Origin of the sequence: Pseudomonas sp. PAGU 2196, assembly GCF_022179005.1 — a bacterium.
GTDB lineage: Bacteria > Pseudomonadota > Gammaproteobacteria > Pseudomonadales > Pseudomonadaceae > Aquipseudomonas > Aquipseudomonas kermanshahensis.
On the sequence record NZ_BNTL01000024.1, the window covers coordinates 1 to 16,640 of the forward strand.

The window sequence follows — 16,640 nt, forward strand, 5'->3', positions numbered from 1 at the left end:
GGATTGGGTGTTGAGGGGGTAGAAACGGTGGGGGGTGGCAGCCGGTGAAGGGCGGCGGCGGAGAGCGGATGCGAGGATCCTTAACTGACTTCTGGTGGTCATGCATGCGTTCCTTTCGTTATGGAACTGCCACCGCTCGCGGCCAAGCAAGTTGGGGTGGCAGCAGTACGCGGGTTGGCCGACCGGGACGAAAGGAGCCCGGCACACCCGAAGGTGTCCCGCGCACCACCGCCATAACGCGACATCGCGGGCACAAAAAAAGCGCCTGCGATGAAGACTGGGCGCTGATGCGCCTTTCGATTCCGACCGGCCAAGGTCGCGTCGCCGATGCTTCGGCGACTGGGGCAATTTATCCCTGTGAGGGGGCTATTGCAAGGTTTGGGGCTGTGTGAATGTTCGCCGATTGGCGTAGGCTTCCGACATGCCGCCTACTAGTGCTGACGCAGAATATAGGCATTCAGTAGCATTCGCGGGGGACTGTCAGTCGAAAATCTCGAGGTCGCTATAAGGGTGACGTCGGCATGCAGCCAATCGTGATTTCAAATCACCCACATGAGATTCCAATTGATGCTCATCAGGATCTAGGAAGTAGTGAGAGTCACCTTCACTCTTGTCTTGCCGCCAAAGCGGAACTTTCAGCTCACGCAGACGACGGGAGAATTCGGCGAAGTTTTTCTGATCAATCGAAAAGGCATAGTGCGTGTAATTGCGCTGCATGTCTTCGGCGCGCACAGTGTTACTAGAAAGACAAAGCCAGAGGTCGCCCAAGCTAAGATACGCCCCCGTTTTCCAACGCGCTGACAACTTGAAGCCCAGCGTTTCCGTATAAAAGGCAATGCTGCGTGGCAAGCTGCCTACGGCGAGGGTGAGATGATTGAAGCCAGTCAGCATGAGATCACCTGAGACACATGTGCGGCTCGAATGTAGATGAAGCAGGATGAATGAATCGCCCTGAATCGCCCCTGGTCTCGTAGACACCACCCGCCCATTGCCATTGCCGAATGGGTGAATCCAACCGAAGTGGTGTTGCGCCAGGGCGACCTTCATCAGGGCGTATTTAGGCGAGTCGTCACGGTTGATGAAGCTGACCAACTCTTGCATATACTGCGGCACTAACACACCGTCCGGCGGTAGATGCTCCGTCTGAGCGATCCTGACGGTGCCTTCCCGGTAGCCGCCAGGCGTTTTATCGCCTTCGCGCTGCAACCCCAGCAGGGTCATGGCGTGTAGCTCTCGAATCTTATGCTCTGTCAGGTCTTCACCGGGCTTCTTCGATGTAGTCCATTGCCTTTTCGATATTGGCAATTTCCAGCAACTGGTCGGTGCTCTCAGCTTTGCTGCAGGTCGTAGTGACAAAACTGGGGCATCTGAAAATTCTCTCTAGACGAAAAAACATTATCTAGAAAAATTCGGCCTTTCCCCCCGTAAACGTTGGTCAACACCGAATCAACAGATAACCACTATCTAGAAAGCCGTGCGACGCTAAGTGAAAAACCGCGCCCCATTAAGTCAAAAACAAGCAAATCAGCAGAGTAATAAGCAGGCACAAAAAAACCCGCACAAGGCGGGTTTCTTAGTGCGGCCAACAAGCGAAAAATCGCCACTGGCCAATCTGAATGTGGTGCCGGAGACAGACGGACGGTTGTTGGCCGTGAGGGCCCGGTTTTCGCGGGACTGGGATTTGGTGGACTCTCTGGCTTACCTCATAGAGCATCTACAAACAAATCAGCTAGCTATGGCTTCCCGTGGACTCGAATTGGGATTTTTGAAACTAGCGCCAAGGATTCCGAATAAGTACCAGAGGAAGTAGCCTCTGCTTAGAGTACGTAATATATAGGAAAAGTAAAAATAGGACACAGCTTTATGTTACTAATTACCGGCAACAATTTAAATCAGCTTCCACTTCACCCCATTTTTTCGAACCCAGACACGTAAAACCTACCACTCTTTTCGCATATAGGCTTTCCAAGGAGCATGATCAATAGAAGTTGTTAACTTTAAAATATCGCAAAATCTATCGAAGTCGTAAAGCTCATAACTTTGAACCGATCCAACCTTTATCGCTTGCTGAGCCGCCTCGATGGCGGGATCCGAAAATTTTCTTGAGGTTGAAACATATATACAACTCCTACTTTTCTTAAGAACTGCTGCCCCAAGGAATTCTCTAACACCGGAAACCCCTTCAACATGATCAAGACTTTTTCGGCGCTTAACCTGGACTACCGTAGGGCTATCTGAGTTCACAAGAATCAGATCTATACCACCATCATGTGACCGCCCGACATGTTCGACATCACATGTAAAATACTCTCGAAACACTGATTGAACAAGCCTCTCCATATTGCGATCATGTATATGTATTACATCGCCAAAATTTTCAACCAAATACTTTCTAATAGCCTCGATTGGCACATACCTGGAAGATAGATCATAGCTTTTCAATATGGCGCTTTCCATAACGAAGGACCTTGCTTCGATACCCACAGTTGTTACCTTATCGCATCTAAGTCGCCACCACCCGCAATTACCACACTGCTTTACGTCCTCTTGAATGTCAAACTCGCCTCCCTCAAGCCACTCAGGATAAGTTAACTGATAATCACAATGAACTATTTGAGTTTGAATTTTGCAGAAAGGACAAACACCATCCTTTTCTCGATCGAAAAATAAATCTTCGTTTTGATCTGGTGTCTTCCCTCTATCCTGATGACCTCTTTGAGTAACTGTCTCACTATAATCTAGTATTTTCTTCATATCGTTCAGACCTACGTCAGCAAGACAACAGAACCACTGATTAATTTAGATAAAAAACTAACATAGCCCTCTGATTTTGCAAGAAGAGATTAGCAGCGAGGCGAAACCAAAAAGAAAATGGGTTAATTACGGCTTTCATTGAAGGCTAGCTAGGAACTCACGAGACTCTCTAAAACCGTCAACTAGAAGCATGGCCATTATATCGACCACCGTACGACCGCAAATGAAAACTGCTAATTACTCACTCAAGCTAAGTATTGGTCTGCCCTACAGTACATCAGTGTTCGGGCAAGTGGCTTCAATCACTCCTAAAAACTGGGAAGATGAAGCCTTCACCTGATCGCTCACGAGCATCGTATCGGCCGACAACGCGTGGAGGTTTCTGAGGGTAGTCTAAAGCTTTGAGTTCAATGAGTAAAAAATATGGAAAAATATAGAACCCAGCTCTCCAATTATCGAAGAGCCGGGCCGTACGTGGAGCTGAGCCTTTAAACCTAGAAACTACATATTTTAGGCCACCTCTCTCTCAGTCTCTATTAGCTGGGTGCTTATAGGCGAGATCCCCTCAAGCTCCAATGTACGACAAATTAGTTTATCGAGCTGATCAAACTGTCTGTCACTCCCCAATACAATACCGCACGCCTGCAGGGAAGGGCTTACAGGCGACTCTCCAAAAACCCCCAGCGGACCGTAATGAAACCCCCTAAAGCTAGCTCTATCATCAGGATGGAGAATAGACATCGAAGAGACTAGTGGCTCATTCTGACCAAACCTATGTATACCATGTACATACTTCATGGTTAGGTCTGGCAGATAGTCAATAAAAGCTTTGTTCGCATAACTATATTTAGCATCCAGCACTATAAGCCTAACTCTTCCCTGCGAATTTTTTATCTGTATTACAATATCTGGAACTCGCTTGCTATTTGTTCCACTTTGGCTTCTATTCCTAACAGAACGAGTATCCTTATTTACTGTAAATGCCTCTCCATTTACGATATACTCCGGGTGCCGATTATGGTGATTTAACGCCCAGTACTCAGGCTCCCTTATCACTTCAATTTCATTATTATCTTTATCCGCAAAGGAAGTTCTAAGCGCACGCTCCCTGGTTTTCAGGCTATCACGGAATGAAGGATGCAAAAATTTATTAGTAGCTTCTAGGACTCGGAAATAGCAGTATGCTTCAAAGAGCATGGGGATACTCTCAATTGCAAACAGGTTTTCGTATGCGGTCCAGTCAACCTTTCCTTTCTCATGCCACTTAATTATTTCGGTGAAAAGGTCGCGATACGCCGGTTTGCATTGCGTCTTTGGAGTCATGATTGGCCGCTCATGTATAGGATGCTTAACAAAAAGCTGCCTACTCACGACGACCTTGTACTGGTTAAGTACCGATAGTATTGCTTCGACCTTATTGATCTGAGATCCTATTAATTGGGCCTTAAAGCGAGTTACTTTTTCAAAAAAAGAAATGTAGCCATTGGGAATTGCGATAAGAGATCCGTGTCTATTTAATTCTGAGTCCATTCTGTTTCCTAGACCTTGAGCCGTTCGAATCAAAAGATCTATGAATCCATGAATGACGCGATTCTCATATATATCAGTTTGCTCCTCGAGCACCGGTAGAAGTAGGCCTGATGCTTTGAAATAGTCACCATCGTAGAACACGTGGGCATCTTCGAGATGATCCGTGGGTTGGAGCACCGATAGGTTTTCAACTAGCCAGCCGATGGATGAGTCATCTAGCTCTTCACGACCGGTAAGGGCCACTAGCTTCTGCTCTGGAACCAGCCGTGTGAGAGGTGAACTTAATACGTGTGGAAGGAGCTCTTTCAGTGCTGCAATTGCATGTTCTAACCGCTCAAATGTGTAGTTTGGTGAAACTGCCCCCTCTTCGAACCCCACAGTGTGTCGTGTAGCACTAAATACTGAGTGTAAGGCTTCACTAGAAATGCTTGCCAAATATTCAAACATCTTTTCAACCTTATCAGCCGAGCTTTTCGTGGCCACGACTTGAATTGGCTGAAAGTTTACTAGCTCTGACACCTCACCATTTTCATTGCTGAACAGCAAATTAAGCTCAGCCACACCAAAATAATTCCAGAAAAGCTTGCTGGCGGTTACATTGGAGCTGCCGCTGGGCGTCCAGGAGAACTTGACAAGATCTGGATCGCCCGGAAGATACGATACAAAAGATGCGGGAATACTATGCTGATATAACTCCAATATGGAGGAATGGTAAACGCTAGAAACCATAACATCAAATTGTACTTCTTCATCCTCTAGCAGCCAGGGAATATCACCGACTTTCGCTTCAGACTTTTCCTGAAGCGTTATTACCTGCCCTTTGCGGGAGCCGGTCATTATAGTTAATATAAGCTCCATAATCCTTCCTAGAAGAATGAATAGGTGCCGCTAAAATCGTTTCCACTTGTTAGAATCCGCTCAAGGTGCTTATTAGAGCGGGGGTGGTTCTTACCAAGTGTTTCTTGGATTTTTATTATCCGATTCTTAAATTTAGAGCCATACCCTTCAATGTGCGGGAGAATATGTTGTGATACAGCAAAATCGAATGCCGTGTCTGGATCCATCAACTCATTGGTCACTGCAGCAGCGCAATAGTTAGTGATGGCCGATCGCTTACGGTGAGAGATGCTTATCGGTTGACCCAACTCAGAATCACGCCGACTTAATATGCTAACTAACGCATCAAGCATGTCCTTATGAATTGTGGATAACTCAGCTTCATCCCCCTGACATTTGAAAAATTTTTCAAATAGCGAGTAATCAATTGCTCCGTCGAGCATTAGGTCCTCGGTCTCGAATCCATAATCAATATCTACTTCATGGTCTATAGATATTACCGGAACTCGATCTATCAACCTTGATGAGAGGCGTTCAGTGGTTGAGTCGTGGTTAATTGTGGCAATGAAACGCACGTTCTTAGAAACTTGGAGGTAGCGTTTGTCAGGATCAGGTATGCCGGTATCAATTGGGCGGGCACGCCCTTCGGCATCGCACATGCCGAGGAAATCAGACCAATAATGTTCCATTGGAGAGAGGTTTGCTTCATCGAGTAAGACCATCTGGAGCGTACGCGCCCCCCCATCGTTTCGATTGAGGAAATCATACAATCCGGTTCGAGCACGTTGATATGTGCTATTTAGACTATTATAAAAACCGAGAATATCACGTCCGGATACCCACCCACGTGATACTGGCATATACAGAAAGTTCTTATGATCCTCAGGAGACCCTAGCTGCAAAGCTTTTGCCAGGCGAACTACAGTAGAGGTTTTTCCAACACCAGGAGGACCAGCAAGAACAGTGAGGAAAGACTGAGTAGTGCTAATTAGAAGATTACTTAGCTCTGCACTTGAAAATGTCTTTCCATTATCCCAATCCAGATGACTTCTGATTTTATCAACCAAGTCCGCTGCATTGGCTGGTATGCTTGAGGCAAAATCAACCGGGGCAAATTCGATATTGGGACCTTGAGTGATATTCCCCCCCTTCAATACTCTCCCTATCACATGATATTCACTAATTCTCTTAGAGAGCTCGTCTGTATTTTGCAATTGGTCTTGATAAGATTTTGCTGCAGCCTCTAGACGCTTGTTGTTTTCTTGAAGGAAGATGTCTCGACGCTCCATCTCGGCGATATTATTAGCAATTGCCAAGCGACTGCAAATTTCCTCTAACTCTATACCTTTTTGATCCAATGACTTTTCTTTTGCGCTAATCTCATCCTGAAGCGATTGCTCCCGAGCGCGCATTAATTGTTGGATTTGCTCATCAGCCTCTGCGTTTACTTCAGCAATTTTCTTTTCGGTTTCAATCTTGGCTTTTTCGACTCTACCATGGACACTTGTCAATTCATCCTGCTTAGTTTTTATCTGATTTTCAATTGTATTGAGCTTCTGCTTTAATTCCGTCTCCATCCGATCAACGTCAGCAGTTATTTTTTGAATTTGCGTCCCAAGTAGACTTTTTTGGTTTTCCTCCACATATTGAGTAAGAAAACGAGAGCCAGTTGTGGAGTCAAAGTAGTCCTTTACAATTTGATACCCAATATCGGATTCATTTAGATAACGATCAAGTATTCCCTTAAGTCGTTCAAGACGCTCATCTTTAACATGAGCTGCTCGACGGAGCCGCTCAAAGTCTGAGATCGAAGTTGACAGCTTTTCCGCTTCTTTTCTTGAAAGAGTCTTAGCATTTTTTCCGAACTGCAGCTTATTGAAGTGTCGAATTAACTTTCGATCACTCATAAAATCGTGAGTGGAATGACGGCGATTTGCCAGTTCATTAGGGGAGCTTATATATGCACAAGCTTGGTTATTTATACTTATATGAATAAGATTCTCTGAAAGTTCTCGAACATCAAATACCCCTAAGCAATCAGCCCCAAACGATAATTTGGGTGTAGCTGCAGCCTCAACAACTTGTACTGAATCACCAGGGACTGTTGATGCCTGAACAGGACCGTAAACTTTTTGCTCTGACTCATCTAGAATAAAGAAAAGGCCTGACGGGGCTTTAACTGACTCCGGAAGAATGCCCGTTTCGATTGGAGGTAGTTTGCATTGCACAATAGGTAGGAAACTATTTGCAGAGAGGGGAAGAATGTCTTTTCCCATAGCCCAATATCGATCAATCCCATGATCTTCAGTTTTTTGCTCGTCCTTGTGATATTCTTTAATTAGGAAAAGTTCGCCATCCTCATAGGATGTATCTATGGCAGAGTAGCCTTTTGATATATAAATCCCAGATGGAAACCTAAATCTATCTAAAGCTTCATAGCGACCATCTTCACTTGCAATTAGAACTGGCTTCACCACTCCACGATCGTCACCTACAACTCGATCCTTGTAGGCCACAAGACTTTCTGATTTGATCATTTAATTTTCTCATCAATATTATTTACAAGAACTCATTAATTAACCCAATAGATTTTATAGCTTTGCCTCCTTACCATCCAAACTTTAACCATTAGCATTTAAAACCACCAGCAGTCACGAGACGATCGTTAACATTGAATTAGAAAAGTCAAACCACTACATCATCAATCACTCAATGACGGATTTTTCAAACCCAGCCTATGAGCAAATAAAAATATACACTTCAGTTTAAGATTTCCGGATGAATTAAAACCTTCGCGCCGGAAAGAAATTAATAATATTGTTAAGAGATGCGTAGTTGAAAAGCGGCCTGACCAGGCTTGCACTTGCGGCATGATAGCCTCATTAATCCAGCCTACTTTCAGCATCGCTCATTCCTTGAGTTACTAGGCAGTGCCATTGTGCCATCAGTCTGCCTGATTTCTAGATATCTGAATAGAGAAGTCTCATTTCATCGCCGGCAAAATCGTCGGGTGTGCTTGAACGTAGAGACTATCCTCACAAGTCCGGCCCCAAGAGGCATTTTCGCGTAAATTTCAGCAGCGTGGCGAGAGCGGCGGCCAAGCAATGCTAAGTCAGTCATCTCATCTCCCGATCTCCAATCTTCGCCCCACGTCATCCCGCCAAGAATGTTGAGTGTTATCAGGGATCAAGGCCCCTGCGACCTGTGGGGATGTCCTATAGCGCGGGACTGGCGGCTCTTTACGACCAAGAGCAAGGGCATCTCATGATCCGGCCTCCTGAGCACCGTTACCAGTGGGCGGGTGGAGGCTGCATTGGCTGACGAGACCAGTGCCGCGAGATCCTGAGCCAGGTGCAAGCAGCAATGCGATGACCGGGGCATGCCTGACTGTCAGTCAGGTGCAGTCCATTCCTTGGTCTGCGGCACCATCATCTACAGCGCTGTTGCTGGTGACATCGGCGTTTGTCACGCCGATTGTCACGAGGGGGAATGCCGCAAAGCCTTGTGCAATCAGGGCTGCAGCAGTGGTAGAAGTGCCTGTCTCTTTCCACAGAAAGAGACGGGCACAGGTTGGCGCAATATTCGGCCAAGCGGATAGGTTGCTGCAGGGCAGCGAGGTACGGTGTGTCTGGCGCACGAGGGCCATATGTGTAAGAGCATCCATCACCTGGGAGGTGACCGGGCGAGCTGCCGGATGCGAATCACCCTTGGGGAGAACCAACGCGGGAGCGGCGTGACTTTGAAGGTTCGGGCCACCTGGGATGCTGTCATCGACAGCCTTTGCACGGCCAGTTCTACGCCTGTGGATAAACCCGGTCAAGGGCAGAAATTCAGCGCTCTTGGGGACGTGAAAAGCGGTTATCCACCGGTGGAATTCCGTGGTAAATCCCGGACAACGTCGTGGCTTTTAGCTCTTCAAAGTGAGGTCCATCCAAACAGGGCGGCTTTGCAGCCCTGTTTGGATGGACCTGCGTGAAAAAGCAGCCAGCGCCGATCTTACAGGCTCACCCGCGATTGAATGCGCCATGACCATTTGGCAAGGCTGTGACGTTGTCGCCTACCGGATGGGCAAACTCATGCGGACTGACATGGCCCGATCTGTTGGCATCGATGTAATTACTCCACCAAGCCATGATCAACCGACGCTGCTCCAGAAATTGGGCCTTATGGATGTAAGCGGCGCGTACGCGGTTACGCTCCTGATGACTCATCTGCCGCTCAATCGCCGCGTCCGTCCACAGCCCTGATTCGAGCAAGGCACTACAAGCCATGGTCCTGAATCCATGCCCGCACACGTCCTTGGTGGTGTCGTACCCCATATTGCGCAGCACCTGGTTAACCGTATTCTCCGACAAAGGTTTCCAATACCTGTGGTCACCGGGCAAAACCAGTTCAGAGAAGCGATTCAAGCTGCGAAGCCGTTCAAGGATTTCGATGATTTGAGGCGACAGCGGTACTATCTGAATGTCCCCACTCATCTTGGTCCCGCGAGTGGAATAGCGGACGCCTTCAATCGGCTTACGGGTATCGGGGATCTCCCACATCGCCCGTTGCAGGTCGAATTCATCCCATCGCGCAAAGCGCAGTTCACTGGAGCGCACGAACACATGCAGCGTCAGCAGCACTGCGAGCCGAGTCAGCTCGCGACCGGTGTAATTGTCGATTCGGCTCAACAATTCAGGAAGGCGGTTCAGCGAGAGCGCAGGACGGTGCACGGTACGTGGCGCTTGAATCGAGCCGGCCAGATCGAGCGCCGGATTCTGGGTGATCTGTCGCGCCCGCTTCGCGCCCCGCATGATCGTGGATAGGTAATTTTGCACACGCAGCGCAACATCCATCGTGCCGCGATCCTTGATCCGCTGGGTGACCTCAAGCAGATCGTGGGTGTCGAGTTCAGCGATAGGCCGCTGGCCTATCAGTGGAAACACATGGGTGCGCAACCTGCTCAGCACCGTCTTGGCGTGCCCCTCAGTCCAGCGCCGGGACATTTCGACATGCCACTCCAAGGCGACAGTTTCAAAGAGAAGACTCGCCCGCTGGGCAGCAATCTTGGCCTTCTGCTTTTCTTCCATCGGATCAAGGTTATCGAGCAACAGTGCCTTGGCCTCATCGCGCTTGGTCCTCGCAACGGCCAACGAAACGATGGGGTATTTGCCGATGATCAGCGTGCCTTCCTTGCCGCTGGGTTTGAAATACCGCAGCCGCCAAGTCTTCGAGCCACTGGGTGCGACGTACAGGTACATGCCCCCGCCGTCGAACAGTTTGTAGGCACGACCACGCGGTTTGGCCGTGCGGCATTTGAGGTCGCTGAGCGGAATGGCTAGACGAGGCATAGGGGTACGTTCTCCATTCAGGAAAGACGCTGTACCCCAAAAATACCCCCGGTTATTGGGGATTTTGTTGGTTCCCGACGGAGGGTCGTGGAAATGAAAAACCGGCCAGAAGGCCGGTTTAGAGGGCTTCCAAAGCATTCAGCGGAATGCAGTGGAGCTGGATGTGGTGCGGAGACAGGAATCGAATAAGACCCCTTCAGCCCCCAGAAAACTTGACGAACTGCTTCGCCAAGCTTCTGGTGTATACCTAAACGTATACCTAAAACACAATCTACACATATCTCAATGCACACCGATCTCCAGCAGTCCAATAATGGAAAACTGGTCAATCCATTGCATCTGTGAAAGTGGACCAATCTACTTGACCGATAGCGTTAGTTAAGTCCAGAAACTCGGCCACCAGTTTCTGATGCTCCTCCGAGCCTTCCCGCTCCTGATCAATCAAGCCTTGAACCACTTCACGCCGCAGCGCCTTAATCGCTGGTTTTTCCTTGTTATGAATCTGTCTCCAATAAGCATCCGCGTTTTCCACCTCACCACTTGCTAGTTCCCACTTGCATCGAAGTGCGAGCAAAGAGTCTCGTTGAGTTGAATTGAACCTCTGTTCAGCCTCACGAAGGTGAAGCGCTGCCGGCTCCAAATCATTGATCGCTATCTCACACTTTATACGTTGAGAAAGCATGGCGAACGGAGGCCGAGTAGTGTGCTCAACAGCCTCTCTAGCGAGCGACGTAGCTTCCACCTTACTACCAAACTTGAACTCTACAGATGACGCCCGATGCAGATAAAAACCTTTTTTATCAACCAACTCCAAGTCAGCCAACGCCTTCCTTGCAGTTTCTTCATCACCATCCGCAGTCGCAATTATAACTAAAAGATCCACAACATATCTATTTTTACGCTCACTACTACCTTGAGCAGCAATTAAATATTCTTTCGCCTTAGGAAAATTAGCAGAGTGGAAGTAACAGCTTGCCAATTCGCGATTTATCGCAACTCCTTTTCGACCACGCGCCAAGGCCTCTTCATAATTACGAATAGCCTCAGGGATGTCAGATTTAAGCCTAGCAATAAACCCGTGAAGAAAATAGAACTCTTTAATAGAACCGAGCTCTCTAACCTTCTGGGCCTTCTCTACTGCGGTTTTAAAATCTCCCATTTGCGCGTAAGCTCTAACTAGAAAGCTCAAAGCATCAACGTTATCTGGACGTAATGCGGTTGCTTGCTCACCAATTTCGATAGACCTATCGTATTCCCTCTGATGATAAAAGTCTTGGGTCAGCTTGACCAAGTCTGCCGGAAAGCTCAGTTCGTCTCCATCCGAACCTAATCGTGCCATTTGCTTCGCCCGGTACAAACTCCTTAATAGGTCTATACCTCCTCTTTCTATCCCTGCCTCCTCAACGTACGTCTGTAACGCTTTTGCGACTTTTACATGCGGTGTTTTCCATCGATCAAACAGATTCTGAGAAGACTCTACTAACGGTTCCGATACACGATAGAAGCCGTCGTCATTCACTTCCAGCACAGAGCAGTGTATGAGTTCCGCGATAGCGGCAGCTAATACAGAAGAACTTAAGCCTGTACACTCACCAATGACTGCGTAAGGGAGAGGGCTGTAGAATGCCAAAATCTCGAGCACAGAACCTTTGGGAGCTTTGTTCTCAACTCCATTTAATTGAGCCGCGAGCACCCTGGATCGAAAGTCAATCATTGGGCGTGGCTCACCGAGCAGCAGGTCCAGGCCCTCTCTAGCTGCAAGCTCCCCGGCGTAATATGCCGCAGGCGGGTAGCCCCGGACAAATTCGGCCAAGCTCTTTATCTGGGGCGCATCAAATTTTATTTGGCGCTCACTCAGAACTTTAACTAACAACCGCTCAATATCATCTGACGGCAATGCTCTAACAGATTCGCACACTACCCCGGCGTAAGCAGATTGAGGGCCCACAAGCCCTCCAGGCATACGCCTGAATATCATACCGATGTAAAGACCACGATCCTTGGACACAGCCTCTACTAGAGACCGACACACTCCCGTCGCATCTCCGTCTTCTGTAAGCAGTCCACCAGCATCTACCAATGTCAAAAACGACCTATCGCTTGAGCTCGCCAAATATTTCTCTAGCCGAGCCTCCTGCTCAGGAATTGATTCAGAGCGAATCTGATCTCCTAAAGCTTTCAAAGACGTAATATCAGCCCAAAACTCTTTCTCCTCCGCCAACTTAAAGAGCAAGTCTGATAGCTCGTCCCCACTTTCCACTTCAAGAGAGACGAAGTCCTTATATTGCAAATAACTTCTCGCAACATCCTCCAGCAGTGTCTTACGACCTATACCAGGCAGTCCCCATAGAGTCACCAATCGCGGCAACTCACTCGCAATAGGATTAAGTGCCTTACTTATGCGATCCCTTTCTGTTCCACGCCCAAAAAAATATTTGGATCGGGATGCACCAAGTCTTTTGTCTAAGATTCTGGCTATACTTCTTGAAACAGAACTGGGTGATGTGGCGCTAACCACTAATCCTTTAGTGAGCCACGGCGGTAGATCTTTATGAGTTACGTCGCCCATCAGAAAAACCAATGCATCACTCAGCAAGCCAGATATGCGTTTATCTTCAGCAATGTCAATCTCATAGGAAACCCAAGATGATTTTAGGGCATCACGGCTAGCAAATAAAACGAACGTCTCCGCCGAAGCCAGACACCTCGCAATTTCTTCCTTAAAACCCTGGCCTATTTCAAATTCATGCTTATCCAGAAAATAGTGCTGTCGCCCTAGCAACCTGCCTACTTCCTCAACAAAAGGCTTATCATTCGAAGAGTGTGATAAAAAGGCTTTCATTTCGCATCCCTGTCTGTTTTTTAGTCATAAAGCTGCTTAGCCCACCACACCATTTAGGCTGCGAGCAAGACTTGTAACGCACTATTCTGGGCTCGCCCCAGAGCCCCTCCCCGGATTCTGCCCTATACTGACGAAAGCGGGACGCCACGAGCTGCAGGTTGCCCCCAGCTTTTCCACTTGCCCTCAAAGCATACTGCTTGCGATGGTGACATTCGAGTATCCCCGCGAAATGGCTTCTGAACGCTGGTCAAGGCTGGCGTCGTTCTGGACATGCGCTCACTCGATGCTAGACGGTACCGACCCGCAAGCCCCGCCCTACAGCTCAACGTCTATATCCGACGCTCGCCGCTACCAGCTCTGCGATGCCCTGGCGCACGGCATCGATATTGTCATCCATCGTCGCCAACGCGCCGTTGACGTTACCCACTACCGCATCCGATCCCCGCTCGCCGACCCACATGGCCAGTTCCTCCACTGAAGCCCTCAACGCGTCCTGGTTGTGACTGAGGCGCTCGAGCACCTCGGCGACGGTGCGTAATTCTTTCATCCATGGCACTCCACTGGGTTGTGGAGGAACCATAGTTGATCGGCAACGGCTGGCAAATGCACAGGGCATCTCCGTCTCGGAGACACCTTTGCCGTAAGGGCGTGGTGATATCCACCATTCCCTAGCTGTGGTGGCGACCATGGCCCGCGGCGCAGGGGCGAGTCACTTTGGCCGCCCCCCTTTTCGGGCCCGGCATGTCAGGTTTTGTCAGGCTCTGGACTACCCAGTTTCCCTTGACGAGCACCCACGGAAATTCTTGACGACCTCCGCTCCCACAGATCAGCCTGACCTAGCGCCAGCCCTTGTACAGCAAGGCCTACAGCCGATCCTACTCAAACGCCAGCGGCTGAATCCGTCAGGGGTCTGTCAAGGATTCCGTCAAGGCCTGTCAATAGTTTCGCCATCCCCCGCCATTCTGGACGGGTACACGCCGGTCGACGATGGTCAGCCTCCCGCGCCCCAAGTAAATCGCCGCTCCCGCGGCATTCCATCTGCTGGCTCTGGTCCCGATCCGTCCAGAGCCTGTCCAGAATTCGAGCTTCGGCATTAGACGGGACTGTCCTCGCCAGCCCATCACGCATAGGTCCAGGCCAAGCCCGGCAAGTGATCCAGCCCAGGGGGCCACCGCTCACCGTCTAATAGGGTCTAGTGCTGGTCTAGTTTCACCAGGCGATTATGGACAAGCGTGCGGCCGGAGCAGACCACCACCAGATCGGCAGCCTAGCCATCACGCGCCATAGCGCCAGCACCATCGCGCAACACCTGCGCCGATCCGCCCTAAGCGGTACAAAATCCGTCAGGGGTCTATCAGGGGTATGAGACGGCCAGGGCCGCTTGTTTGACGGCCTCCCGCACGGGACTGGCCTCAGACGCCCACCCGGTGCTGATTCCGTATCATGCCTGTCTCACATTTCGTAAAGCCCCGGTAAAGGTACAGGTAGGGCAACTCATCAACGTTCATCAACAGGTTTGGTATCGATGACGGCAACGTTCGTCGATACCTGGAGTAGCTTTTTAACCTCGGATGCTGAATAACCTTTGGCATGGAAGGCTTTACCCTCCTCTGAGTAAATGATGATTTCTCGGCTTTTTCTCGCCTCAATCCAAGCAACAATCACCCTCGCGATAGCATTCCAAGGCATCGCATCGGAGAGAGCCGTTATTGCCTCAACAAGTCCCGAGCCTTGAGGGGCAATGGAATAAGTGTGGACCGGGCCGTGCGAAATAGCTGCCTCATCTAATGCAGCTAAGAACGACTCTGCGCTGTGCTTGAAAAGCGTTAAGCGTACCGATGCGTACTCCTGGGTGCTCATCCTATCCTCGTTCACTGATTTGAAACGACTACCGGGTCACGGCAGTGGGTGCTTGCCCGAATAGTACTCGATACGGTTCTGGCTCAAACCGAAACGGTGGAAACTTCTCTGGAAACCACTTCCTGAAAACCTCAAGATTTCTAAACAGGCATACCGCCCGGATAGCGGTCACGAGCCTGATGCTCACCCCGCCTGTGCGCACTGACGGTGCTCATGCCATAGTATGGAAAAATACAGGCTGCCATGTCGGGTAGGCTGCCCCAGGCTCGATGGAGAAAACTATGTTCGCAGGAGCTACAGCTGGTGAGGTTTATAAGAAAACCTTTGAGCTGCTGTCTGAGGAGAATGACCGAGGTGCGGTACTGCTCAGCGGAGTGATAACCGACGGAATTCTGGACGAGATGATCAGAGCGCGCCTCATAGGCTTACCCGCAACCCGAAAAGGGAAACTCAGATTCCAGTATGCAGCCAAGATCGACATGGCTTTCTCACTAGGCTTGATTTCACAGGAAATGCTGACACTGCTGCATAGCCTGCGCGATGCAAGAAATACCTTTGCACATGAGGTTGTAAACAGTCTCAACGACACTGCTATCTCTGGAGCCATTCAATCGGTCTTCGAAGCGGTGCCCAGCCTCTATGAGGGCTTCATGAGTGAGTGGATTACTAACCTGCAGAACACTCTGCGAGGCGTAGGCGTGGTAGATGAAACGGTGATAGCTAGTGTCTCTCCAGGCGCAAGGCCCAGATTCAACAACTACTTGGCATTGGTCGCGGCTCGACTTCACGACGCGTCCACAAAGGTCGAACGGCTCAGCTTGGCGGGAATTTAGCGCAATTAAATATTCCCAGCATGGTGAATCGCCCCCTGGCCACCTTGAAACCTGTGTGCAAGCTAAATGACGCCTACAAGGACCAATAGACAACCCGAGTCGTGACCCTAGCCTTCAATCCGAGGAGATATCTGATGCAACGCGATATGGACTTACTGCGCTTGCTTTTGCTCTACCTAGAGGGAGCAAGTACCAAAGCCAATTCGATTTTGGTGTTTCGCAACGGGGAGCCGGCCATCCAAGGATATACAGACGATGAGGTTCGGTACCATCTCAACCTAGCAGTACAGGCTGGCCTGATCGATCAAGGTGGCAAGGGGCCTTTGAATGGATTCCAGTTCCGTCAGCTCACTTGGTCTGGTCACGACTTTGTGGATGCCGTCCGAGATGACGAGATATGGGGCAAGACACGCCAAGGCGCCAAAGCTGCGGGCGGGTTCAGCGTCGACTTACTGAAAGATTTAGCCAAAGGTTTTATTCGGAAGAAAATTGCCGAGCACACTGGGGTAGAGATCTGACGCCAGCCGGTTATGACTGGCGCCCAGGTTCGCGCCATGGGGGTTGCGAACCGAGCGTGCGAACCACGGGTGCGAACTGCCAGGTACGCACGCCAGCATGCGTACCGTAGGCGCGTACCAGGCTGCGCACTCT

The 16,640-nt window shown here is 49.5% G+C and carries 11 protein-coding genes and 1 pseudogene; 2 read left to right on the forward strand and 10 right to left on the reverse strand.

Going from position 1 to position 16,640, the window contains the following annotated elements:
- Positions 1-480: 480 nt before the first annotated feature.
- From MFF34_RS19940 to MFF34_RS19985, 10 genes and pseudogenes are all read right to left on the reverse strand, one after another.
- Positions 481-891, reverse strand: a complete 411-nt coding sequence (locus MFF34_RS19940) for a VOC family protein (RefSeq protein WP_238216096.1) — start codon at positions 889-891, stop codon at positions 481-483.
- Positions 892-975: 84 nt separating this feature from the next.
- A pseudogene (locus MFF34_RS19945) lies at positions 976-1,336 on the reverse strand (Fic family protein); the annotation flags it as partial.
- A 602-nt stretch (positions 1,337-1,938) separates the two neighbouring features.
- Positions 1,939-2,754 (reverse strand): restriction endonuclease, encoded by an 816-nt coding sequence (locus tag MFF34_RS19950; protein WP_238216020.1) that lies wholly within the window; start codon positions 2,752-2,754, stop codon positions 1,939-1,941.
- 510 nt (positions 2,755-3,264) lie between these two features.
- Positions 3,265-5,142, reverse strand: coding sequence for a nuclease domain-containing protein (locus MFF34_RS19955; RefSeq protein ID WP_238216021.1), 1,878 nt, complete (start codon positions 5,140-5,142; stop codon positions 3,265-3,267).
- Positions 5,143-5,150: 8 nt separating this feature from the next.
- The gene (locus tag MFF34_RS19960; protein WP_238216023.1) at positions 5,151-7,658 is read right to left on the reverse strand and encodes an AAA family ATPase; all 2,508 of its coding nucleotides are present in this window, start codon (positions 7,656-7,658) and stop codon (positions 5,151-5,153) included.
- A gap of 164 nt (positions 7,659-7,822) precedes the next feature.
- A complete protein-coding gene (locus MFF34_RS19965) occupies positions 7,823-8,026 on the reverse strand; it encodes a hypothetical protein (RefSeq protein WP_238216025.1) in 204 nt (67 codons plus the stop codon).
- 1,099 nt (positions 8,027-9,125) lie between these two features.
- Entirely contained in the window at positions 9,126-10,454 is a 1,329-nt protein-coding gene (locus tag MFF34_RS19970; protein WP_238216026.1) for an integrase arm-type DNA-binding domain-containing protein, read from the reverse strand.
- 325 nt (positions 10,455-10,779) lie between these two features.
- Complete coding sequence (locus tag MFF34_RS19975) at positions 10,780-13,296, reverse strand: TIR domain-containing protein (protein ID WP_238216028.1); 2,517 nt, start codon at positions 13,294-13,296, stop codon at positions 10,780-10,782.
- Between the two features lie 322 nt (positions 13,297-13,618).
- The gene (locus MFF34_RS19980; RefSeq protein ID WP_238216030.1) at positions 13,619-13,843 is read right to left on the reverse strand and encodes a hypothetical protein; all 225 of its coding nucleotides are present in this window, start codon (positions 13,841-13,843) and stop codon (positions 13,619-13,621) included.
- Positions 13,844-14,793: 950 nt separating this feature from the next.
- The gene (locus MFF34_RS19985; protein WP_238216032.1) at positions 14,794-15,156 is read right to left on the reverse strand and encodes a hypothetical protein; all 363 of its coding nucleotides are present in this window, start codon (positions 15,154-15,156) and stop codon (positions 14,794-14,796) included.
- 281 nt (positions 15,157-15,437) lie between these two features.
- Between MFF34_RS19985 and MFF34_RS19990 the strand changes: the two genes are divergently transcribed.
- Complete coding sequence (locus MFF34_RS19990) at positions 15,438-15,989, forward strand: hypothetical protein (RefSeq protein ID WP_238216034.1); 552 nt, start codon at positions 15,438-15,440, stop codon at positions 15,987-15,989.
- A 134-nt stretch (positions 15,990-16,123) separates the two neighbouring features.
- On the forward strand, positions 16,124-16,507 hold the full coding sequence (locus MFF34_RS19995) for a DUF2513 domain-containing protein (RefSeq protein WP_238216036.1): 384 nt from the start codon (positions 16,124-16,126) through the stop codon (positions 16,505-16,507).
- The last annotated feature ends 133 nt before the right edge of the window (positions 16,508-16,640 follow it).